Origin of the sequence: Shewanella aestuarii, from assembly GCF_014647215.1 — a bacterium.
GTDB classification, from domain to species: domain Bacteria; phylum Pseudomonadota; class Gammaproteobacteria; order Enterobacterales; family Shewanellaceae; genus Shewanella; species Shewanella aestuarii.
Window position 1 is genome coordinate 72,805 of record NZ_BMOT01000003.1, and the last position, 23,059, is coordinate 95,863.

The following is a 23,059-nucleotide window of genomic DNA, read 5'->3' on the forward strand; positions in this document are numbered from 1 at the left end:
CGTCGCACACTTCATCCTATCGCGTTCTCCCTTGGATTATGAGTTTTCTGCGTCCTTATAAAGTGAAGGTCTTCGCGGCGATTGTGTTTTTATTTATCGGTTCGCTTGCCTGGTTGTCGCTGGGGCAAGGGGTTAAGTTGATGGTCGATGAGGGATTTATTGCTGACAATAGCGGCAGATTAAATGAAATCATTTTGCTGATTGTCGCCATCACAATCGTCAGCGCATCCGCAGTGTTTTGTCGATTTTATTTGATGACCTGGTTAGGTGAGCGGGTTAGTGCTGATATTCGACTCAAAGTGTATTCACACTTACTGACTTTATCACCGTCTTTTTTTGCCTCTCAACGCACTGGTGAGGTTATTTCTCGTTTTACCGCCGACACTACGCTGTTGCAAAGTGTTGTGGGTTCAAGTTTGTCGATGGCATTACGCTCGTCTGTTACCGTGTTGGGCGGCATTATTATGATGGGATTTACCTCGGTAAAACTCACTGGGTTAGTATTGCTGGCTGTGCCGCTAGTATTAGGGCCTGTGGCATTTTTTGGTAACAAGGTAAGACGTTTTTCACGCGAGAGCCAAGATAGGGTTGGCGATCTAGGGGCTTATATCGATGAAACCCTACATGAAATACATACAGTACAAGCCTATACCCACGAAGCTGAAGATAACGCCGCGTTTGCAACTCGAGTTGAAGCCGTGATGAGTGTAGCCAAAGGGCGCATAAAATACCGTGCTTTGCTTATTTCTACTGTAATGTTTTTAAGTATTTCGGCCATTGCTTTTGTGACATGGGTTGGCGCTCAAGATGTCATGTTAGGGGAAATCTCCGCCGGGGAGCTTTCAGCTTTTATGTTTTATGCCGTAATGGTGGCGGGCGCTGTGGCAACGATCAGTGAAGTATTTAGTGAAATTCAACGGGCATCAGGTGCAACGGAACGTTTAATTGAGTTGAGCCAGGTACCAACCGATATTATCGAGTTAGCACAACCGCAGTCGTTAATCGGTAAAACACAAGGTGCGTTAGCATTATCCGAGTTAGTGTTTGCTTACCCATCAGAGCCTAATACTGAGGTGATTAATCATCTAAATATAGACATTAAAGCCGGTGAACGAGTGGCTTTAGTTGGACCAAGTGGTGCAGGAAAGAGTACGTTATTTGAGTTGTTATTACGCTTTTATCAACCTAAGTCAGGGGCAATATCATTAGATGGAATTGATATTGCCAATTTGTCTTTATCACAACTACGCCAACAGTATGCTTTAGTTCCGCAAGAGTCTGTAATCTTCGCTGACAGTGTGTTTGAAAATGTTCGTTATGGGCGAATTGATGCTACAGCTGAGGACGTTAAGCAGGCTTGTATTGCGGCAAAAGCAGATGAGTTTATTGTTGATTTTCCACAGGGATATGAAACCTATTTAGGTGAGCGTGGTGTGCGTTTATCTGGGGGGCAAAAGCAACGTATTGCGATTGCCAGAGCAATTTTAGCCAATAGGCCGGTTTTGCTGTTAGATGAAGCCACCAGTGCACTTGATGCGGTAAGTGAAATTAAGGTGAAACAAGCATTAGAGACATTGATGCAGGGGCGGACAACATTGATTATTGCCCATAGATTAGCCACGGTTATTAATGTGGATCGTATTTTAGTGTTAGATAAAGGCCAGTTAGTTGCATCGGGAACTCACAATCAACTTATGCAATCGAGTGATCTTTACCGCGAGTTTGCTAATTTACAATTATTGTCTGAGCAGCCTTAAGCTAATTAACCAGAGCCTAGGTTAGTGACCCATAAAAAAGATGCCTAAGCATCTTTTTATGAGTTTGAGTGATGGTATTGGCGTTTCATCAGCTTATTATTGAAGTGTGATTAGCCCGAAACCAGATAAACCGAGCGGCTATTTTCTTAGCTCTCTTCGCAAAATTTTTCCAACGGTGCTTTTAGGTAACTGCTGCGTGAACTCAATAATTCGCGGCACTTTATAAGCGGTAAGCTGGGTACGGCAATAAGCGTTAATGGCTGATTTTGCTGCGTCGTGATCTTGGTCTGGATCTTTGAGTACAATAACGGCTTTGACCGCCTCTCCAGAATGATCATCAGCCACACCTACAACTGCACATTCCATAATCAGTTCATGTCCTGAAAGCACATCTTCAACTTCATTGGGATAAACATTAAAACCAGAAACGATAATCATGTCTTTTTTGCGATCGACAATCGAGTGGTAACCCTCTTCAGTGGCAATGGCAATATCACCGGTTTTGAAATAGCCGTCTTTTGTCATAACTTTGGCCGTTTCTTCGGGCTTATTCCAGTAACCTGACATGACTTGAGGCCCGCTAACTGCCAGTTCGCCTGCGGTGCCTGTTTCCACCTCATTATCATCCATATCTAAGATTTTAACTTTGGTGTTTAACACTGGCTTACCAATGGTGCCAAGGCGCTGGTGGCCCGGGGCATTTAAGCTGACTACCGGTGAGGTTTCAGATAAACCATAACCTTCAGAAATCATGCAGCCTGTAGTTTGTTGCCATAAATTGGCTGCAGCACTTGTCAATGCCGTGCCGCCTGAAATCGTAATCGTCATTTTACTAAAATCAAGCGCCTTAAATTCTGGCTGGTGGCACAAACCTATGAACAGGGTGTTTAGGCCTGCAAACCCTGTAAAAGGATAAGACTTCATGGTTTTAATTAACCCACCAATATCACGTGGATTAGGGATGAGTACCGAGCAACCTCCCGATTCAAAATACAGTACAAGATTCACCATAAAGGCATAAATATGGTAAATCGGTAATGGTGCGACAAAGACATCATTACCTTCACTCATTGTACTGGCGATTCTAGATTTAACTTGGCCAGAATTTGCCAACAGATTGCGGTGCGTGAGCATGGCACCTTTTGATAAACCCGTTGTGCCACCTGTGTACTGCAAGGCAATTAGATCATCATGGCTTGGTTTAACAGGCAAGTAGGTATGTTGTTTTCCTAGCTTCAATACAGTATTGAACTCTAAATTGTGCATTGCGGTTTTAGGTTGTACTTGCGGTGCTATGAGATCTAAAGCATGGGTCGAAATAACATGCTCAATCGGTGTTGATTTAACCACTTTGGCCAATGACGGTAAAAGATCCGATAGGACAACTAATGCCTTTGCTCCCGAGTCATTAAATTGATGGATTAACTCACGCTCGGTATACAGAGGGTTGGTATTTACTATCACGAAACCCGCACGGATAACCCCATAAGCTGCAATAACAAATTGAGTGATGTTCGGTAACTGAATGGCGACACGATCACCGGGTTGGAGATTGGTGCAGTGTTGAAGATAAGCGGCAAAATCTCGCGATAATGTTTCTATTTCATCAAAAGTGGTGTCTTTGCCTAGGCAAGCATAAGCTGTCTTGCTGCCGTATTTAGCGCAACTTTTTTCTATTAAATCAACAATTGAGGAATATTTGTCAAGGTCAAGTGTTGAATCTGCATCGTAAGCCATAAAGATCACCTTTTTGTATTGTAATTATCTTGGGTGTTAATAAATCAAACGAGTGTTTAGATTAGTGCGCTTTTAGGCTTCAGGTCAATGAAAAACTGCTGTTTTGTGTGATTGTGTCCAGTTAAGTATATTATTGTATTTAGGAGTATTTACTCTATTTTGGAGGCTGGTTTTATTGAGGTTAAATTGAAATTTGGATTTAAGTGAAGCGAAGCGAATAATGACCCGTTAAACATCCTGTACTGTTACAACTATATAGTTGATTTATTGAGCATATTGTAATGTAAATTAGGTAATTATTGTGTGTAATATTTTGTGTACACACTAGTGTTGGTGAAATTTGTTCAAAAAAGTTGAATTATTTATTATTTATTTAAGTTTTTGATTTTAATGTGATTTTATTGTTTTTTTATGGGTTTTGCGATTTTTTATCATTAAATTTGTCTGTTGTTCTCCAATAAATATTAGCATTTGTGTAAATATTGTTATAAAAATGTAGGTGGAATGATGATTTTTATCTTTGGGAGAGACGGTTTCTCACACAGAGGATGTGTTTGGAATAGTCATCAAGCATTAAACAAAATAATAATGACTGAGAACATATAATGACAATTAATCATAAAAGTAAATTCGGCAAGAGCTCATTAAGCTTAGCTGTTTCCATCGCACTATCTGGTACTTTATTAAGTACGCAAGCCTTTGCCGCTGAAGAAGAGGCAGTGAGTGAGAAAGTAGAAAAAATTGCCGTAATTGGCTCTCGATCTGCACCTCGTTCTGTTGGTGAGTCACCTGTGCCGATTGATATTATCAGCAGTGATGATTTAAAGAAAAATGGTTCAACTGACATGATCGACATGTTGGTAACATCAGTGCCTTCTTTTAACTCGCGCGCTCAACCTATTAGTGATGCCGCAACGCTTGTTCGCCCAGTGAACTTACGTGGTCTACCTTCCGATAGTACCTTATTACTTGTTAACGGTAAGCGCCGTCATCGTGCATCGGTTATTGCCTTCCAAGGTGGTGGGGTTAATGATGGTGCACAGGGCCCCGATATTTCAGTTATCCCAAGTGCAGCGTTAAAGCAAGTTGAAGTGTTACGTGATGGTGCTGCCGCGCAATATGGTTCAGATGCTATTGCTGGTGTAATGAACTTTGTTTTAAAAGACAGCGCTGAAGGTGGCTCAATTTCAGTAAGCCAAGGCGAGTATTATGAAGGCGACGGCGCAGCTACAACAATTGATGGAAATATAGGCCTACCCTTAACGGATGCAGGCTTTATTAATTTAAGTGCTCAATATAAAACCGCAGATGCGACCAGTCGCAGCGTGCAGCGTCCCGATGCAGCGGCGATTGCTGCTGGTGGTAATGAATTCATTCAAAATCCTGCTCAAGTATGGGGTAATCCAGAATTAAAAGACGATTACACAGTCTTTATTAACTCTGGTTTTGATATTAACGATAAACACAGCATTTATGCTTTTGGTAACGTATCTTCACGTGAAGCTATTGGTGGTTTCTATTACCGTAACCCACATAACCGTGGAAACGTTTATTCTGTCGATGGTGGAGATACATTATTAGTTGGTGCAGTTAACGGTGATCAATCTACTTGTGCTGTAGTACCTGCAAATGTACCCAATGTGCTAGATACTGATGCCTACAAAGCCATGGTTGCCGATCCTAATTGTTTCTCTATGAATCAAATTCGCCCTGGTGGATATACCCCACAATTTGCTGGCACCATTGACGATATGTCATTCTTCGCCGGTGTTAAAGGTGAAATTGCAGAATGGGATTATGATGCTAGTGCGGGTACTGGCTCGAACAAAGCAACCTTCAGTTTACGTAACTCTTTAAACCCTTCTATGGGGCTAGATACGCCTACAGATTTTGAAACAGGTGCTTACGAGCAAGTTGAAACAACTGTTAACTTAGACTTTTCTCGCTTGTTTGATGTAATGAATGGTCTTAACTTCGCGTCAGGTTTTGAATACCGCGAAGAATCTTTCGAAATTACCCAAGGTGAAGAAGCTTCTTGGATAGCTGGTCCATATGCTGATCAAGGTTTCAACATTGGCTCACACGGCTTTAAAGGTTTTGGACCTGAATCTGCTGGTAAAAACGATCGTAGTAACATCGCTGTGTATACAGATGTTGAAGCTTATTTAGGTGAAAGATGGTTGCTTGGTGCAGCGCTTCGTTATGAAGACTTCTCAACCTTTGGTGATACCGTAAACTATAAAATCACCGCGCAGTTCTCAGCTACCGATGATTTAGCGTTTCGTGCATCGCACAGTACCGGTTTCCGTGCGCCAACTGTTGGGCAAGAAAACGTAGTTAATACCCAAACGTCAATTGTTAATGGCGATTTAATTCAGACCTTTATTGCTCCACCTACAGATCCGCTAGCGGCATTTTATGGTGGTGAAGTGTTAAAGCCTGAAGAATCAGTTAACTATGCTTTAGGTGCGGTTTATCAAAGTGGTGATTTCTTCTTAACCGTTGATTATTACAACATTGAAGTAACAGGCCGTATTGCTCAATCAAGCCAAATTGAAGTTGAAGCCAAAGATTATGATGATCTTCGTGCAGCGGGTGTTGAGTTCCCTGAACTGATTTCGGCAGTCACTTATTATACCAATGACTTTGATACTACAACTCAAGGTGTCGATATTGTTGGTTCTTATGATACAGAGCTATTCGCAGGTGATACTAAATTTAGCCTAGCATATGGCTGGACAGACACCAGTGTAGACAAGTTCAACGAAGAAACCACAGACCCAGGTAAAGTTCGTCGTTTAGAGGATGGCATTCCTGCACATCGTGGTACTTTGACATGGGGACAAAACTGGGATGATTTAAGCATGAACTTACGTGCTAACTATTTCGGTGAATATTATGCCACTCATGCAGATGACACTTCTGATTGGGGCTCTGAAATGGCTGGTTCAGCTGTTACTTTTGACCTTGAAGTTAGCTACACAGTTATGGATAGTTTAACCTTCTCAGTTGGGGCGAATAATATATTTGACCAAGAAGCTCAGAAGCTGAAAGATGGCACATTAGGTGAGTTAGGTGCCGTTTATTATGAAAGTGGCCCGTTTGATTACAATGGCGGCTACTACTACGGTAAAGTGAACTATCGCTTCTAGAAATAGCGAAACGTTTGAATAAAAAGACTGCTTAGGCAGTCTTTTTTATTTAATTTTTTTAAAATTATTGAAAGGTGTTGTGGTTATTAAAAATGGCAAGGCCATGTTTTGTATGTTTTTGTCTTGATGCATTGGTGTGACTACCCATAGCTGAGTTTTTACCTTCATAATGAAGGCTTAAAATTGCAAAAGTAATTATAGATGGCTTAAAAAGAGTACTTTTAATTGTCTTTAAATGGCTGTTCACGGTTTAAAGCTTTATGAATTAAATCAGCAATGAAAAAGCCATTGATGTTTATGACGCCAGTCTTGTGCAAATAAGGCTTTAAATCAGCATTTACAAAGCGTTTATTATTTATTCACCATATCTAATGCTTGGTAAACATGAGTTATTGAAAGTTCTCTTGGGAGCTCAATACCTTGTGGATAGGCTGGGCCATAGACTTTATTGTAGGGGGTGCCAGCCGCGCCCTGAATTCCCATATATTGTTCGATGACACTATCAGCCTCTGACCAGTTACCTTGCATGAGCACGATATTGTCTGCCAAGAGAGTATTCACGACTTGCTCTCGGTGAAGCACATTAGCTTTATTAGCTTGGCAAGGTACACACCAGTCGGCGGTGATATCCACAAAAACCGTATATCCTTGTTCAACATACGGGGCAATTTTTTCAGGAGTGAGTGGCTGCCAATAGAGTTTTTGATATGCATTATAATCTTCGCCGCGATTGACAAAAGCAATGATACTCGCAAGGCAGATAGCTAATCCTCCAAGTATCACTATCACAGCCATAGGGATCGCTTTACCTTTATATTTAGCAAATAATAAACCAGCGATCGCTAGCATTAATAAAGTGAGTAATAAATACGCGATAATGGACATAATGATGCTTATTGAGAAAATAGAGCGATTAGCTTATCAAGGTTTACTTAATTTGGTGTTAATGTGATTAAATATTTGTTTTTGCAATTTGAGAAAATGACTAAGGGATAGTATGAGTTTCACTACATGGCTAGGTTTATTAGCTATTTGTTGTTTAGGCGCAATGTCGCCCGGGCCTAGTTTGGCCATGGTTGTAAGGCACACACTTGGCGGAAGTCGTTTACACGGGATTGTTTGCGCCTGGGCGCATTCTATTGGCATTGGTGCTTATGCCCTAGTCACCCTACTTGGTTTAGCGGTAGTACTGAAAACTTCACCATTATTGTTCAATGGTATCGCACTTATAGGTGCTTTGTATCTTGCTTGGATTGGTATTCAAGCGTTACGGTCTAAAGGCGGCATGCAGCAAAAACTGCAAGCGGGTACGAAAACCAGTTTATGGGTAGCCGCTCGAGATGGTTTAGCGATTTCAATATTTAATCCCAAAATATTATTATTTTTTTTGGCTTTATTTAGTCAATTTGTTCTTGCAGCTGAAACTATAACTGGGCAAACCTTAATTGTATTAACACCTTTAATTGTCGATGGGCTGTGGTATACGTTTATTGCCATCGTGTTATCTCATTCCTCTATATTACCTAAGCTGCGCAAAAAGGCGTTGTGGATAGATAGGCTATCCGGTGTGGTGCTAATCGCATTGGCGTTAAGAGTCATAATCACAGTTCTCTAATAACATCTTTGTCAAGTGAGTTAATTACACAAAAAAGCCATCATGAAGATGGCTTTTTTGTCGTAGATTAACTAATTCTAGTTTTTGAATACTTGAACACTGTCATCTTTTGTTGGTTGTTCTGCGTTGCTGACTGGTGGGTGTTTAATGTGGTCGTCTAAATTCTCATTTAGCATTTCTTTAAATTCATTTGAAAACCAAGCCAGAGCATTATCTTTTTCTGCAGCTAAATCAGATGATTTTATTGCCGCTTCAAACGCATTATAACGTGCAGCGGCATAACGTAATGCAGTGCCCACTTTGCCGATATCGTTTTCTGTTTGACCTAGTTGGTTTGCTAGTGCAATAAATTGATCGGCTAGTTGATAAATTGTCGTTGCGCTTTGTGCTTTTGGAGGTGCAGATTGTTCAGACATAATGCTCACTTTAGATGATCAGTAAAAAGCTAAGTGTACCGAGTTTAGCGAGAAAATTCAGTTAAAAATTAGTTGTTAGGATCAGAATCTGTGATGACCTGCCCATTACGTGAATCGTAATAAATAGATAGTGTACTGAGCTGATTATAATAATAACGGCATTGATCAGGATTAATATAAGTCGCTCTATAGAGTGATGTCTCAGGGCTAGCACTGGTAGAAACACTTGGTGCATCTTGAAGAATGGTTTTCCATACTGAAATGCAGTCTGCGCTATTGTTTAGCCGAGGCGAGCTTTCAAAAGGTGGATAATTTTGTGCTGGATAACCCCATAAATTCATATCAAGTTGTCCGTTGACGCCTGCATTTTCATATATCTGTAAGTTGTCAGCAGGACCTGAGTTCCCCATCGCTGCCCACTTTACATGGGCAAGGCCGATCCCTGAAGAAAATGCTCCACCTGTTCCTTTAACATTTGAGACATGCGCATCTTGAGACAAGTTAATAAATTTAGGCAAAGCAATGATTGCAAGAATTGCCAGAATGATAATTACCACCACTAATTCAATAAGTGTAAAACCATACTGCTTAAGACGATAAAAAGACATAAACTTTATCATTACCTGTAATCTATTATAATAAACTCATTTTAGAGTAGACGATAATAATTAGCAATTTATCAATAATTTATAGCGGAGTATAGTGCTTGAAGAACTGGCAGGATTTTATTGACAATCAAAAGCAACAAGCCTATTTCGTTGCGTTAAATGAGTTTTTAACGCATGAACACGCCCTAGGGAAAACCATTTACCCTCCAGAAAGCGAAATTTACCGTGCCTTTGAATTAACCTCTTTAGAGAATGTGCAAGTTGTGATCATTGGACAAGACCCATACCATGGAGAAGGACAAGCACATGGTTTGGCATTTTCTGTTAAACCGGGAGTTAAAATTCCGCCGTCACTGGTCAATATATATAAAGAATTAAAGCAAGACATTGATGGGTTTTCTATCCCATCACATGGAAACTTAACCAAATGGGCGGAGCAGGGGGTATTGCTACTCAATACCGTGCTAACAGTTGAAAAGTCTTTAGCTCATTCGCACGCAAAATCAGGCTGGGAAACCTTTACGGATAATGTTTTGCATTTTTTAAATAGCTCTGAAAAATCAATTATATTTGTGTTATGGGGCAGCCATGCGATCAAAAAGGGGCGTTTGATCAAAGGGGAACAACATAGAATTTTGTCAGGCCCTCATCCGTCTCCTTTATCTGCTTATCGAGGTTTTTTTGGTTGCAGTCACTTTTCAAAAATTAATCAACTGTTAATAAGCAATGGATCAGCGCCGATTAATTGGCAAATATAGGTTAGCAGATACAAAAAAGCAGTCACCTTAAGCGACTGCTTTTCATTAACTTAGTGATCAGTTAGTTTTTACGATTAACGGATAAATGCGCCAAAGAAATCAACGCTTGCTTATAGTCAGTGTCAGGTAACACAGAAAGAGAGTCGATGGCTTTTTGTGCCTCTTGCTCAGCTTTTTTCTGAGTATACTCAAGCGCCCCACAAGCGTGTAATGCAGCAATAATTTCATTAATCGCCTGAGTGCCATCTGCTTTTTCTATTGCCGTTTTTATAAGTGTTTTCGCCTGTTCATCACCATATTCCATGGCATAAATTAACGGTAAAGTTGGTTTACCTTCGGCTAAATCATCACCTATGTTTTTACCGAGTTCGTCGGTTTCAGCTGTGTAATCAAGTAGATCATCCGTTAGCTGAAATGCGGTTCCTAAAAACTTACCGTAATCGCCAAGCGCTTGTTGCCATTCAGGGGGGGCATCCGCCAGCACGGCAGCTAAAAGGGTTGCCGCTTCAAATAGTTTCGCTGTTTTACAATAAATAACCCGCATATAGGTTTCTTCAGTGGTATCAGGGTCGTTACAGTTCATTAATTGTAACACTTCCCCTTCAGCGAGAACGTTTGTTGTATCCGCTAATACTTTCAACACTGGCATGCTATCGAGTTCAGTCATCATCTGGAAAGAGCGGGTGTAGAGGAAGTCGCCTACCAGAACGCTAGCACTATTACCAAATAATGCGTTTGCTGTTTCACGACCTCGACGAAGTGTTGACTCATCTACAACATCATCATGAAGTAATGAGGCGGTATGAATAAATTCAATAATGGCTGCTAGCTTTACATGTTGTTGACCTTGATAGTCAATTGCACGTGCAGCAAGAATGGATAATAAAGGTCTTAGGCGTTTACCGCCGCCATTAATGATGTAAAACCCCAATTGATTAATTAAGGCAACATCAGATTCGAGTTGCTTGTAAATAAGTTGATTTACGGCCTGCATGTCCGTATCAGTCAACTGTCGAATGGCGGTTAAATCCATAATACTCTCTGGTTTATTGGTGGAAGACGTTGTCCGTCTTTCTAAATTGGGTAGCATTTGGGTACATATCTTACAGGAGAAAGCTGCTGTTTTTCAAAGTTGTTATAACGAATCGTGAATATTTAATGCACTTTATCGACATATTGCACTTTTTGCCTTTGTAGATTAGCGCTAAGTTAACGCATTAAAGTGTTTCAAGATAAAAGAGTCAGTGCTTTTCTATATAGATTTAGGTAAAATCACTTCAAAATACAGCAAAGATGATCCAAGACGATTTCGATAAAAAACTCTAAAATTTACTGCTGATAATTTATTAGGCGATGTTACTTAATGTTTAAGTCATGTTCAGCTTGTATAGATTAATATTGTGCGGTAGTTAAGGGTTTTTCATTTGGTGATGAATTAATACTTGCCAGGTTAGAAATCTTCGCGTAGAATCCGCGCCCATTGTCATTAAAAGTTTTTTAGCGCCTAGCCTCGTAAGATCGAGTTAGTGTGCTAGTCATTTGGAGTAAAATAGCTATGTATGCTGTTTTTCAAAGTGGCGGAAAGCAACACCGTGTTGCTGAAGGTCATACAGTTCGTTTAGAGAAAATTGAAGTTGCTACTGGTGAAACTATTGAGTTTGACCAAGTATTATTGGTTGCTGACGGTGAGAACGTTCACATCGGTGCTCCATTAGTTGCTGGTGGTAAAGTTGTTGCTCAAGTGGTTAGCCACGGTCGCGGTGAAAAGATTACTATTCAAAAGTTTAATCGCCGTAAGCATCACGAAAAGAAAACCGGCCACCGTCAGTGGTTCACTGAAGTTAAAATCACTGCGATCAGCGCATAATTTAGGAGTCTAACTCATGGCACATAAAAAAGCTGGCGGTTCTACTCGTAACGGCCGCGATTCAGAAAGTAAACGTCTTGGTGTTAAGCGCTTTGGCGGTGAATCAGTTCTAGCTGGTAACATTATTGTTCGTCAACGTGGTACTAAGTTCCACGCTGGTGTAAACGTAGGTATTGGTCGTGACCATACTTTGTTTGCATTAACTGACGGCAAAGTAAAGTTTGAAGTTAAAGGTCCTAATAACCGTAAGTTTATTAGCATCGAAGCTTAATTCTTTAACTAAGCTAGAATCTAAAGCCCTGCCTCTGGTAGGGCTTTTGTGTTTTTGTTATCAGTTTTTGTTTAAAAACCGATACGAGATTTACTTCTAAAACTACTTTATCCTGTTTGGTAAGACGAACAGTGAATGTAAAATTTGAAGTATTATTTGTTGCAGCAAGCGCAAGATGTATTGACATACACAACGCTTTTCTGCCCCCTGATATTTACTGTATTTAGGGTTATAATTAGCGCCATAGCTCAAAGATGAAACGATATTGTCGTGGTTGTTTTTGAAGGTTGGAGTGTTAGGAGTCAGTATGAAGTTTGTTGATGAAGCCAATATCCGTGTAGAAGCCGGTGACGGTGGCAGCGGTTGTGTCAGTTTTCGCCGTGAGAAGTATGTTCCTGATGGTGGGCCTGATGGTGGTGATGGTGGTGATGGTGGTAGTGTCTTCTTAGAAGCAAATGAGAACCTCAACACCCTGATTGATTACCGATTCACTCGATTTCATATGGCTGAACGTGGTTCAAATGGCCGAGGTCGTGATTGTACTGGCCACGCAGGAAAAGATTTAGTTCTTCAAGTGCCTGTCGGAACTCGAGCGATTGATATTGAAACCGAAGAAAGTTTAGGTGATTTGACCGCCCATGGTCAAAAGCTGCTTGTTGCTAAAGGTGGATTCCACGGTTTAGGCAATACACGTTTTAAAAGCAGTACTAACCGAGCCCCTCGCCAGAAGACACTGGGTACGCCTGGTGAAGTTCGCGAAATCAAACTTGAGCTATTATTATTAGCGGATGTCGGTTTATTAGGTTTACCTAATGCGGGTAAATCTACCTTTATTCGATCTGTATCTCGTGCAACGCCAAAAGTGGCTGATTACCCATTCACTACTTTAGTCCCTAACTTAGGTGTAGTTAACCCACGTCCGGGGCAAAGTTTTGTTATAGCCGATATTCCTGGTTTGATTGAAGGTGCTGCTGACGGTGCAGGTTTAGGTATTCGTTTTTTAAAGCATTTAGAACGTTGCCGGGCGTTATTGCACATTGTCGATATTAACCCTATCGATGGAAGCGACCCGGTTGAGTCAGCTAAAGCGATTGTGGCTGAGTTAGAAAAGTACTCTCCAAAATTAGCCGCGAAACCGCGTTGGTTAGTGTTTAATAAAATCGATTTATTGTTTGAAGATGAAGTTGCCGAAAAAGTCGATCGCATTGTGAAAGAACTTGCCTGGGAAGGGGAAGTGTTCACTATGTCTGCATACAGTCGTCAAGGTACAGAAGAGTTAAGCATTAAGCTTCTAGACTACATACAAGCTCTTCCTGTTGATGATGATGAACAAGATGGCGACAAAGAAGTGGAATTCAAGTGGGATAATTACCATCAAGGTAAGGACGATAGCATCAATGAAAATTATGATGACAGCGACGACCTAGACGATGATGACTTCGATGAAGATGACTATGATGTTGAAGTTATTTACCAACGTTAATTTCCAAGGATTCCTGTGTACGCTGACAACCAAAATGATATTACCCGTTTAGTTGTTCGTAGTGCCCAATTGTTGCTTGCCTATGGTGCAGACTCTGACTTGGTTGAAGAGTTGAGTCAGCGCCTAGGGAAGGCTTTGGGTCTGGCAAGTGTTGAACTGTCCATTTCATCTAACGCACTTGTGTTGACTAGTCTTGTGCATGGCCGTTGTATTACCACTACCCGGCGTATCCGTGCTCACGGGATCAATATGATGGTGGTATGTGAATTACAGCGGTTATGTCTACTAACCGAAAAAGGAGTTTACGGGGCAAATGAAGTGCGCCGTCGCCTTGCTAGAATTAAGCCTAAAACTTACCCTGCTAAAATCGTCATTCCAATAATAGGTATCTCTTGCGCGAGTTTTTGCCATTTATTTGGTGGCGACTTAATGGCATGTGTTCTAACATTTTTAGCCTCTTCGATAGGTATGGCTGTTAGGTTGTATTTGGCTAAGCGTCATTACAATCTACTGGTTAACTTTGCCATTACGGCATTTGTTACCAATGTTGTTGCTCAAACTGGGTATATTTTTCCAATCACCGACACCCCTCAAGTTACTCTAGCTGCGAGTGTATTAATGCTTGTCCCAGGCTTTCCATTGATTAATGCTATCTCAGACATGGTAAAAGGACATATTAATGTCGGTATTTCCCGCTGGGGTAATGCCAGTTTACTCACGTTAGCGTCTGTAATCGGCATTACTATAGCGATGCAGTTAGGGGGGATTTTCTAATGTTGTCCCTATTACTTGATTTACTGCACGATGCTTTTTTTTCAGCCATTCCCGCATTAGGTTTTGCGATTTTATTCAATGTGCCGCAAAGGTATTTGGGCTATTGTGCTTTAGCGGGGGCATTAGGGCACAGTTTTCGAACTTTGCTTATGCATTTCAATATGCCTATCGAATGGGCCACCTTTGCAGCGGCGGCATTAGTCGGTGTTATTACGATTCAATTTGCTAAGCGCCATTTAGCTCCACCATTAATGTATGCCGTGGCGGCGATCATTCCAATGGTTCCCGGTACCTATGCATTTAATACCGTCATCGCCCTTATTCAACTTACCGCCCAGAGCCAGGTAAGCCCCGAATTAAGCGCACAGGTTATTGTAAACGGCTTAAAAACGGTATTTATTCTTGGCGCATTAGCTGTAGGTCTAGCATTACCCAGTTTGCTGTATTATCGGAATAGACCCATTATTTAAACATAGGATTTTGTATGCGTATCGCAATGATTGCCGCTATGGCTAACAACCGAGTAATTGGTAAAGACAATCAAATGCCTTGGCATTTACCTGAAGACTTAAAGCACTTTAAAGAGATGACGTTAGCAAAACCTGTGGTCATGGGGCGTAAAACATTTGAGTCGATAGGAAGGCCTTTACCTGGACGGCATAATATCGTTATTACTCGTCAGCCTAATTATGCTCCTGCAGGGGTGACATGCGTAGCAAGTTTTGAGCAAGCGGTCTTAGCTGCAGGAGAGTGTGAAGAGCTTGTTATCATAGGAGGAGGACAGCTATATGCCGAGTTGCTTCCTAAAGCAGATGTACTATATTTAACCCACATCGAGCTGAATGTTGAAGGAGATACTTATTTTCCTGATTGGGATGATGGTAGCTGGCAACGGCAACAAACTGTTACTGCAACAAATAACAAAGGATTGCAATATAGCTTTAACACTTTTGTTAAAAACTGTAAACTTACTCACGTGTTACCCTAAGAACAATACAACATATCCACATAGATGGAGTGTTTTAGATACTATAATAATATAAAAGGAGTGTCAGATGCGTTTATTGCCTGCGGCTGTAGCCGTTGCTGTCCTGATTGCTGCATCTTCTGTGTCAGCCCCTGCCGTCGCAAACACCGATCAGTTAGTGGCTAACATATGTGATTATGTTAAGTCTGATGATAAGAACCGTTTGCGTAAAAAAATGAAAGAAGCGCGTGTTAAATTACGCAACATCTACACTGGATTAAGTTGTGATGGCAGCAGTTTATTGCGTACTGCCTACAATTCAAATGCAAATGATGTCGGTGAATTTATTGCAAAACGTTTACCTGCTTCAGATCTTTCTGCTGCTGAAGCCGATGGTAAAACCATTCTTGACTGGGCGAATGCCAATGGTCATAGTGGTAGCCCAATCACGGCGGCGATTAATGATCGCGTTGGTGGTGGTGCCGGTGATGAAGATTAAACCTATTTTTAAAATAATTTAATCAATTTCACCATAAATGCCGACTTCATAGTCGGTATTTTTTTGCAAAAATTATACTCATAAAATGCAAGTTCATTGATATTTTTAAACAAAGCATTGTTTTATTTTAAGCTCATATTTTCCTAGAAAGCAGAAAGCAGAAAGCAGAAAGCAGAAAGCAGAAAGCAGAAAGCAGAAAGCAGAAAGCAGAAAGCAGAAAGCAGAAAGCAGAAAGCAGAAAGCAGAAAGCAGAAAGCAGAAAGCAGAAAGCAGAAAGCAGTATATAGCTATTAAGACACCAATATGAAGCTTAATGTCTGTAAGATTAATCTGCTATAAAATAGGTCTTTGTTTCAATAGTTAAATACATTTATTCAATAGCTTAGTTGGTTGTGCTTATTAAAAGTGGGTATGTCACCAAAGACAAAGACAAAGACAAAGACAAAGACAAAGACAAATAATTTAATCTTATGTATTTTAATTGCGCTTATTAATATTTCGAACCTAGTTGAGCTTATTTTTTGAAGTAAATGCTCATCTTTCAATCAGCAAATAAAAGGGGGTGAAGGGGCTAAAACATAAAAAGGCCACTAGGGCCTTTATATGTTTTTGGGTGATGGTATTAAACTCTAAACTCACCGACAGAAGCTTGAAGCTCTTCAGCAAGAACAGCGACTTGATGACTTGATTGTGCTGTTTGCTCTGCACCGGTCGCCGTTTCTTCTGATATAAGGGCAATATGCTCAAGTTTCTCTGATACTTGCTGGCTAACCAGATTTTGTTCTTGGGCAGCATGCGCAATATGCGTACCTGAGTCATAGGCCTTATGTACTGATTTAATGATTGACTCAAGTGCTAGGTTGGCTTGCTCATTTTTATCTACGCATGAATTTGCCTGAGTGCGCCCTAGTTCCATCACAGCAACGGCTTGTTGTGCGCCTTGTTGTAATACTTCAATCATAAGTTGAATTTCACGGGTTGAATCTTGGGTGCGTGAAGCAAGGCTTCTTACTTCATCTGCAACGACGGCAAAACCACGTCCTTGCTCGCCAGCGCGAGCAGCTTCAATAGCAGCGTTTAAAGCCAGTAAGTTTGTTTGCTCTGCAATACCGCGAATAACATCTAAAATAGAGCCTATAGAAGCGCTATCAGTATGAAGTTTGTTAATTACAGTACCTGCTTTGGTTACTTCTTCCGCAAGAGCTAAAATAGTAAGTTTACTTTCATCAGCAAGAGCACGCATATGTTGAGTTTCTTGATCTGCTTGTTTGATTTGCTCTAAAGCTTGATCTGCACTCATTGAAACTTGCTGAGCGCTTGAACTCAATTCTGTTGTTGCCGTTGCAATCTGATCGACTTGGCTCTTTTGTTCTTGAATACCCGTTGTTGTCTGAGAGGTAATCGCCGAGGTTTCTTCGGCAGCTGCAGCTAGTTGGTTGGAACGGTCCAAAATACCGGCAATTAAGCTCCGTAAACTGTCTACTAAACGATTACAGTTTTTAGATAGTTCAGCAAATTCATCATGGCCTGTATCATCAAGTTTATGGGTTAAATCACCAGAAGCCAGCACGTTTAGCGCTTGATTAACTTGTTCTAATGAACGAGTTAATGGACGCACTACAGCAATACTGACAAATATGGCTACAAAAATAGCAATTAATACTACAACCATAGTTTTAATTGCTGCAGAATCGATAACTTCTATTGCCTGAGTACTGATGTCATTAGTGAAAGCTTCAATGGCAGAAGCAAGCTCTGTCATTTTTGAGTTTGCTACTTTCGCTTTCTTTTGGGTTTCAGTTAGGGCTTGAGTTGATGATTCAGCATGTTGTAACTGTTGGCTTTTTAGTGAAATTATAGAATTTGAACCCGATAATAAATTAAACACTTTATCCGTTTCTTTCGTTAAATCAGATAAAATGTCACTATCGATAACGTCGCGACCTTGCATATTAATGTGGCTTAATTTGCCTTTTGCTTCACCGACCATGTAATCAAGTTCTTTAATTATGAGGTCGTATTTACTTTGCTCAGTTGCTCCGACTAAATCATATACGGTAGTAATTAAGTTAATAAAGGTATTGTCTACGACACTTGCTGATGCCGCTAAACTTCTTTCTGTCTCATCTTCGCTAGTTTCTAGATCAATAATATCTAAAAGAATTGATGATCCATCATCGGCAGCATTTTCCAAATCACTTCTCATTTTGAGTAGTGTTTCCTGCTTTGATAACGCAAGCGTTCTTTCGCTAAGCATTTTTTCTGCAATAGTTTCATAGTTTAGGTAAGCTGACTTTAATTGATTTAACGGTTGTGTCAGTTGAGCTTGGCCTGAAATTGTACTGGTTAACTTACTAAATTCTGTTTGGAACTTTTTATTTTCGTTGGCAAGATTTTTTTCAATAGCTGGGATTTTTGAAGAGTGATTACTGTAATAGCCTTGTAATGATTCTAGTTGTTGGCTGCTTAAATTTTCACTTAACAAATTGGTCGATTCTAGGGCGGGCAGGCTGACTTGTTTTAATATATGAGTCCCATCTTTAATACTACTATTACCTATGAGGGTGACGCCCCCAAGAATTATCAGCAATAACGTTACGGCAGAAAACCCACCAATAACCCTAGTGGCCACGTTAATTTTCATATGTTACTCCAACCTATTATTATTTTATCCCTGTAAGGAGGGCTCGGGTACTCAGGTATCTCTAAATCCGATTATTAAGTATCGGCTTATTTGTCTTTTAGTTTAACGCTAAATTAACTTTTTTTGGGTAATTTTTTCATTTGTTTCAATGTGCCATAAGGTTAAATGCTCTCCCCAGCAACACCCAGTGTCTAATGCATGAAGATAAGTATGCGGTGTTTTACCCATTAATGCAGCCCAATGACCAAAAACGATTTGGTAGGGGGCTTTAAGGTTAGATGCAAATTCAAACCAAGGGGTTAATTTTTTGGCGTTTGTCTTTGATGGTGGCAGTTTACAATCAAAGTCTAAGCTAGCATCTCGATGCAAAAAACGCATTCTTGTTAAAGCATTAATACAAAATATGGTGCGTTCAATACCAGTGAGATTCTCTTGCCAAGCATTAGGTTTATTTTGATACATTATCCTAATAACGCGATCGAGGTAATCAGTTTGTTTCAGTTGCTCACTAACCAATTCGCTTTCTTGTTTTAGGGTAGCAAGATCCCACTGAGGCGGAACTCCGGCATGGCACATGATTAAATTATGCTCAGGTAGAAACCGTGCTAGAGGCTGTTGTCTTAACCAATCAATAAGTTTTCGGCAGTCAGGTGCATTCAATAATGCTTGCAAATGATCATCTGGATTTGCTTGTTTAACTTTACCTTGCACTGCCATTAAATGGAGATCATGATTACCTAATACCACTTTACCACTCTCGTCTAGTGATTCAAAAAAACGCAGTGTCTCTAATGATCCTGGACCTCTAGCAACTAAATCACCTACCGCCCATAGGGTATCCTTTGAAGAGTTAAAACTAACTTTAATTAATAACCTTTGTAGTTCTTTAAAGCAGCCTTGAATATCACCGACAAAATAATTGGCCATAATTTATTGCAATATTCCTGGCACTGATAATCTGAATGTCGGGATAGCAGCGGAGAACTTTTTACCATCATTGTAGGTCATGCCATAAGCGCCTTCCATGAATCCGATCGGAGTATCTAACACGGTTCCACTGGAATATTGATATGCAGTATTAGGCGCAATAGTGGGAGTTTCGCCAACAACCCCGGGACCTTTAACTTCACTCTTATTGCCATCAGCATCGGTTATGATCCAATGGCGATCTTTCAAAGTGACATCTTGATCGCCGGTATTAATAATGGTGATAGTGTAGGTAAACAGAAATTTTTGTTCTGCTATATCAGATTGCTGTTCGAGGTATTCTGTTTCTACTTTAATTTTGATTGGAGATTCAGTTTGACTCATAAAGGGATCCTAAAGCAAAAGGGCAGATTCAATGAATGTGCCCTTTAAGGTGTAGTGATTAATTTGCGGTGCTTTTATCAATGAACAAGTTTGCCATCGCGACATATTGTTCGACACTGATTTGCTCTGGCCTTAAGGTTGAATCGATACCTAAAGCGGCAAAATCATCATCATCTAACATCCCTTTCAAATTATTTCGCAGTGTTTTACGACGCATATTAAAGGCGGTAGTGCATAGATGACGCATAACTGTCACATCTTTACAGGGCCAAGGTTTTTGCTCATAAGGAAGTAACCGTACAACAGCAGAGTCCACTTTCGGTGGTGGTGTGAAACATCCTGGTGGCACTTCTAATACAGGTACCACTTGGCAGTAATACTGTGCCATAACGGTTAAACGGCCATAGGCTTTACAACCTGGGCTTGCAGATAATCGAAGCACCACTTCTTTTTGTAGCATAAAGTGCATGGTTTCGATGTGTTCAGCAAATTCAAATAAGTGAAACATCAATGGCGTTGAAATATTGTAGGGTAAATTACCAAACACTTTCATTTTCTTGCCATCTTGTTTTAACTGGGTAAAGTCAAACTGCAGTGCATCACCTTGGTGTATTGTTAGTTTGTCTTTTAAAACTGGATGTGTTTTTAAGCGTTCAACCAAATCACGGTCTAATTCAACAACCGTTAGATTGTCAATGGAATCTGCAACAGGCTCAGTGAGCGCTCCAAGCCCAGGACCAATTTCAACCATCACATGGTCATTGTCTGGTGAAATAGCACCGACAATACTGCTGATGACGCCTTCGTCAGTGAGGAAGTTTTGTCCAAATCGTTTTCTGGCCGTATGGCCTAAATGTACTTTATTGCTCATTACGTTTATTTACTTACTCTTGTCGATCATTTCGATGGCTTTATGAAGTGCACAGAATAAACTGCCACTGTCTGCTTTTCCGGTACCTGCTAGATCGAGTGCGGTGCCGTGATCAACAGAAGTCCTAATATAGGGTAAACCTAAGGTAATATTCACCGATTTACCAAAACCGATAGATTTTAGTACAGGTAACCCCTGGTCGTGATACATCGCAAGTACAACATCAGCTTGCTCTAAATATTTAGGTTGGAACAAGGTATCAGCAGGTAGTGGCCCGATAATATCAATTCCTTGCTCTCGTAATTCGTTAATGGCAGGGATCATGACATCAATTTCTTCACGTCCTAAATGGCCATCTTCACCCGCATGTGGATTTAAACCGCATACAAATATTTTTGGAGAACCTAATCCAAATTTACTGACTAATTCACGATGTAAGATTTTGATAATATGGTGCAGTCTGTCTCTAGTGATGGCTTTTGACACGTAAGCAAGAGGAATATGGGTTGTCATTAAAGCAACTTGCAAACCTGGTGTCGCTAACATCATGACTACGTCAGGGCAATCAGCCTGCAAAGCGAAGTATTCTGTATGGCCACTAAAAGGAATACCTGCTTGATTAATAATGCCTTTATGAACTGGGCCAGTGACAACAGCATCAAATTCCTTTGACATGTTTTTTTCACCAGCCACCCGCAGTGTTTCTACAACATAACTACTGTTGGCTTCATTCAGCACACCACACTCTACAGGCTCAGCCAAGCTAAACGGCATAATGGTTAATGTGCCGGCCTGTTGGGCTTGAGCTGGCTTAAGTGCATCATACAGACGGAGTTCAAGTGGTAAATTGAGTAATTTAGCTCTATCTATTAATAATTGTGGATCGGCACAAACAACTAACTCAGCAGGCCATTCCTGCTGAGCGAGCTTAATGACGATGTCAGGGCCAATACTCGCAGGTTCACCCGGTGTTATTGCGATACGTTTAATCATTATGATACTAGCCCCGTAAATTTTCAGGCTCGAATATTTCGATGTATGCATCACTGCGCATTTCATCTAACCAGTTTTGTAATTCTTCGTTAAATTTACGACGAAAAATTAATTGTTGCGCTCGATTGCTGTTGAACTTGTCAGTGGCATCGGTTTTTCTACGGTCTTCTAATTGAACGATATGCCAACCATGAGATGTTCTAAATGGTTCGCTAATTTGCCCTGGTGTTAAGCTAGCTAGTGTCTGTGAAAACTCTGGCACATATAGACTTGGTTCTGCCCAGCCTAACTCTCCGCCTTTAGTGGCAGATCCCGGATCTTCAGAATATTGACGGGCTAATTTATCAAATTCAGCATCACCATTGCGTATATCCCTTAGGAAATTAGCTAACATAGCTTGAGCACGGTCATCGGATAAAATCGGTGAAGGTTTTAGCAAAATATGACGCGATTTTACTTCATCAATTTCTTGTGTTTGTAATCCACGAGTATCCATCACTTTAATGATATGAAAACCTGAACCTGATTTTATCGGCCCAAATATTTCACCTTTTTTGGCGCCTGAAATCACTTCAGCAAACAAGGTCGGCATTTCATTAATGTTCATAAAATCCCAAATACCACCTTCTAATGCTTTCGGGCCAGAAGATGATGCAATAGCTGTACTACGGAAATCTTCACCGTCATTTAATCGCTTGATTACGATATCAGCACGTTTACTTGATGAGTCAAGTTGTTCACTGGTTGGATCGTTAGGGATTTCTATCAGAATATGGCCAATTTGGAATTCAACATCCTTTAATCCCTGTTCTTCAATCAGTTTAACTAGGCTGCTAATTTCTTGAGGAGAGACTTGAATACGACGTTGCACTTGAATGCGTTGAATTTCACCTAAGGTAATTTCTTCACGTAATTGTTCGCGGTATTGACTGAAACTGACTCCATCCTTTTCAAGTTCCTGCTGCATTTCTGCAACCGTCGCTTTTTGTTCTTTGGCAATATTCTCGATGGTTTGGTCTAATTGTAAATCACCAATTGAAAGACCTATTCTTTGCGCTGTTTGCAACTGTAAACGGGTCAATATCAGACGTTCAATAACTTGAGTACGAAGTGCTTCAGCCGACGGTAAAGTCTGATTTGACTTTTTGGCATTTGCGGTAACATTGGCAATCATATTGCTAATTTCACTTTCTAGAATAATACCGTCATTTAATTGAACAGCAACGTTATCTAACGGTTGCGGGGCTGAATAAGCTGTTTGGCTCATTGCTAGTGCGAATAATGCAAAAAAAAGTTTCTTACTGTATTTCATCCAAAAATCCTTGGCACTGTAATT

The 23,059-nt window shown here is 40.5% G+C and carries 22 protein-coding genes; 11 read left to right on the plus strand and 11 right to left on the minus strand.

Annotated features, from left to right (window positions below):
- Positions 1-38 precede the first annotated feature (38 nt).
- On the plus strand, positions 39-1,757 hold the full coding sequence (locus tag IEY03_RS06310) for an ABC transporter transmembrane domain-containing protein (RefSeq protein ID WP_188840511.1): 1,719 nt from the start codon (positions 39-41) through the stop codon (positions 1,755-1,757).
- Between the two features lie 138 nt (positions 1,758-1,895).
- Here the strand turns inward: IEY03_RS06310 and IEY03_RS06315 are convergent, their stop codons facing one another.
- Positions 1,896-3,494, minus strand: a complete 1,599-nt coding sequence (locus IEY03_RS06315) for an AMP-binding protein (protein WP_188840512.1) — start codon at positions 3,492-3,494, stop codon at positions 1,896-1,898.
- A 605-nt stretch (positions 3,495-4,099) separates the two neighbouring features.
- Between IEY03_RS06315 and IEY03_RS06320 the strand changes: the two genes are divergently transcribed.
- Entirely contained in the window at positions 4,100-6,646 is a 2,547-nt protein-coding gene (locus tag IEY03_RS06320; protein ID WP_188840513.1) for a TonB-dependent receptor plug domain-containing protein, read from the plus strand.
- A 351-nt stretch (positions 6,647-6,997) separates the two neighbouring features.
- Here IEY03_RS06320 and IEY03_RS06325 read toward each other — a convergent pair whose 3' ends face one another.
- Entirely contained in the window at positions 6,998-7,531 is a 534-nt protein-coding gene (locus IEY03_RS06325; protein ID WP_188840514.1) for a thioredoxin family protein, read from the minus strand.
- A gap of 112 nt (positions 7,532-7,643) precedes the next feature.
- Here IEY03_RS06325 and IEY03_RS06330 point away from each other — a divergent pair, with 112 nt between their 5' ends.
- Positions 7,644-8,261 (plus strand): LysE family translocator, encoded by a 618-nt coding sequence (locus IEY03_RS06330; protein WP_188840515.1) that lies wholly within the window; start codon positions 7,644-7,646, stop codon positions 8,259-8,261.
- Positions 8,262-8,338: 77 nt separating this feature from the next.
- Here IEY03_RS06330 and IEY03_RS06335 read toward each other — a convergent pair whose 3' ends face one another.
- Positions 8,339-8,677 (minus strand): DUF3144 domain-containing protein, encoded by a 339-nt coding sequence (locus IEY03_RS06335; RefSeq protein WP_188840516.1) that lies wholly within the window; start codon positions 8,675-8,677, stop codon positions 8,339-8,341.
- A 68-nt stretch (positions 8,678-8,745) separates the two neighbouring features.
- A complete protein-coding gene (locus IEY03_RS06340; RefSeq protein ID WP_188840517.1) occupies positions 8,746-9,285 on the minus strand; it encodes a prepilin-type N-terminal cleavage/methylation domain-containing protein in 540 nt (179 codons plus the stop codon).
- 98 nt (positions 9,286-9,383) lie between these two features.
- Between IEY03_RS06340 and ung the strand changes: the two genes are divergently transcribed.
- Positions 9,384-10,043: a uracil-DNA glycosylase gene (gene ung / locus IEY03_RS06345; protein WP_188840518.1), complete on the plus strand. Its 660-nt coding sequence runs from the start codon at positions 9,384-9,386 to the stop codon at positions 10,041-10,043.
- A gap of 61 nt (positions 10,044-10,104) precedes the next feature.
- Here the strand turns inward: ung and ispB are convergent, their stop codons facing one another.
- Positions 10,105-11,076: an octaprenyl diphosphate synthase gene (ispB, locus tag IEY03_RS06350; RefSeq protein ID WP_188840519.1), complete on the minus strand. Its 972-nt coding sequence runs from the start codon at positions 11,074-11,076 to the stop codon at positions 10,105-10,107.
- A 522-nt stretch (positions 11,077-11,598) separates the two neighbouring features.
- Between ispB and rplU the strand changes: the two genes are divergently transcribed.
- The 7 genes from rplU to IEY03_RS06385 all read left to right on the plus strand — a co-directional run bounded on the left by rplU (position 11,599) and on the right by IEY03_RS06385 (position 15,904).
- Positions 11,599-11,910 carry a 50S ribosomal protein L21 gene (gene rplU, locus IEY03_RS06355; RefSeq protein ID WP_188840520.1) on the plus strand — a complete coding sequence of 104 codons (312 nt, stop codon included), beginning with the start codon at positions 11,599-11,601 and terminating at the stop codon, positions 11,908-11,910.
- 16 nt (positions 11,911-11,926) lie between these two features.
- Positions 11,927-12,181 (plus strand): 50S ribosomal protein L27, encoded by a 255-nt coding sequence (gene rpmA, locus IEY03_RS06360; RefSeq protein WP_007650346.1) that lies wholly within the window; start codon positions 11,927-11,929, stop codon positions 12,179-12,181.
- A 307-nt stretch (positions 12,182-12,488) separates the two neighbouring features.
- Positions 12,489-13,664: an Obg family GTPase CgtA gene (cgtA, locus tag IEY03_RS06365; RefSeq protein WP_188840521.1), complete on the plus strand. Its 1,176-nt coding sequence runs from the start codon at positions 12,489-12,491 to the stop codon at positions 13,662-13,664.
- A 15-nt stretch (positions 13,665-13,679) separates the two neighbouring features.
- Positions 13,680-14,438, plus strand: a complete 759-nt coding sequence (locus tag IEY03_RS06370) for a threonine/serine exporter family protein (RefSeq protein ID WP_188840522.1) — start codon at positions 13,680-13,682, stop codon at positions 14,436-14,438.
- Entirely contained in the window at positions 14,438-14,908 is a 471-nt protein-coding gene (locus IEY03_RS06375) for a threonine/serine exporter family protein (protein ID WP_188840523.1), read from the plus strand. The genes IEY03_RS06370 and IEY03_RS06375 overlap by 1 nt, the downstream gene beginning before the upstream one ends.
- A 14-nt stretch (positions 14,909-14,922) precedes the next feature.
- Positions 14,923-15,426, plus strand: coding sequence for a type 3 dihydrofolate reductase (gene folA / locus IEY03_RS06380; RefSeq protein WP_188840524.1), 504 nt, complete (start codon positions 14,923-14,925; stop codon positions 15,424-15,426).
- A 67-nt stretch (positions 15,427-15,493) separates the two neighbouring features.
- Positions 15,494-15,904, plus strand: coding sequence for a DUF3718 domain-containing protein (locus IEY03_RS06385; RefSeq protein WP_188840525.1), 411 nt, complete (start codon positions 15,494-15,496; stop codon positions 15,902-15,904).
- A gap of 622 nt (positions 15,905-16,526) precedes the next feature.
- On the opposite strand, the gene IEY03_RS06390 is transcribed toward IEY03_RS06385, so the two are convergent.
- The 6 genes from IEY03_RS06390 to surA all read right to left on the minus strand — a co-directional run bounded on the left by IEY03_RS06390 (position 16,527) and on the right by surA (position 23,035).
- Positions 16,527-18,548 (minus strand): HAMP domain-containing methyl-accepting chemotaxis protein, encoded by a 2,022-nt coding sequence (locus IEY03_RS06390; RefSeq protein ID WP_188840526.1) that lies wholly within the window; start codon positions 18,546-18,548, stop codon positions 16,527-16,529.
- 108 nt (positions 18,549-18,656) lie between these two features.
- Positions 18,657-19,475, minus strand: coding sequence for a symmetrical bis(5'-nucleosyl)-tetraphosphatase (locus IEY03_RS06395; protein WP_188840527.1), 819 nt, complete (start codon positions 19,473-19,475; stop codon positions 18,657-18,659).
- Positions 19,476-19,478: 3 nt separating this feature from the next.
- Positions 19,479-19,859: a Co2+/Mg2+ efflux facilitator ApaG/CorD gene (gene apaG, locus IEY03_RS06400; protein WP_188840528.1), complete on the minus strand. Its 381-nt coding sequence runs from the start codon at positions 19,857-19,859 to the stop codon at positions 19,479-19,481.
- A 58-nt stretch (positions 19,860-19,917) separates the two neighbouring features.
- Positions 19,918-20,730: a 16S rRNA (adenine(1518)-N(6)/adenine(1519)-N(6))-dimethyltransferase RsmA gene (rsmA, locus tag IEY03_RS06405; protein WP_188840529.1), complete on the minus strand. Its 813-nt coding sequence runs from the start codon at positions 20,728-20,730 to the stop codon at positions 19,918-19,920.
- A gap of 9 nt (positions 20,731-20,739) precedes the next feature.
- Positions 20,740-21,726 carry a 4-hydroxythreonine-4-phosphate dehydrogenase PdxA gene (gene pdxA / locus IEY03_RS06410; RefSeq protein WP_188840718.1) on the minus strand — a complete coding sequence of 329 codons (987 nt, stop codon included), beginning with the start codon at positions 21,724-21,726 and terminating at the stop codon, positions 20,740-20,742.
- A 4-nt stretch (positions 21,727-21,730) separates the two neighbouring features.
- A complete protein-coding gene (gene surA / locus IEY03_RS06415) occupies positions 21,731-23,035 on the minus strand; it encodes a peptidylprolyl isomerase SurA (RefSeq protein WP_188840530.1) in 1,305 nt (434 codons plus the stop codon).
- Positions 23,036-23,059 lie beyond the last annotated feature (24 nt).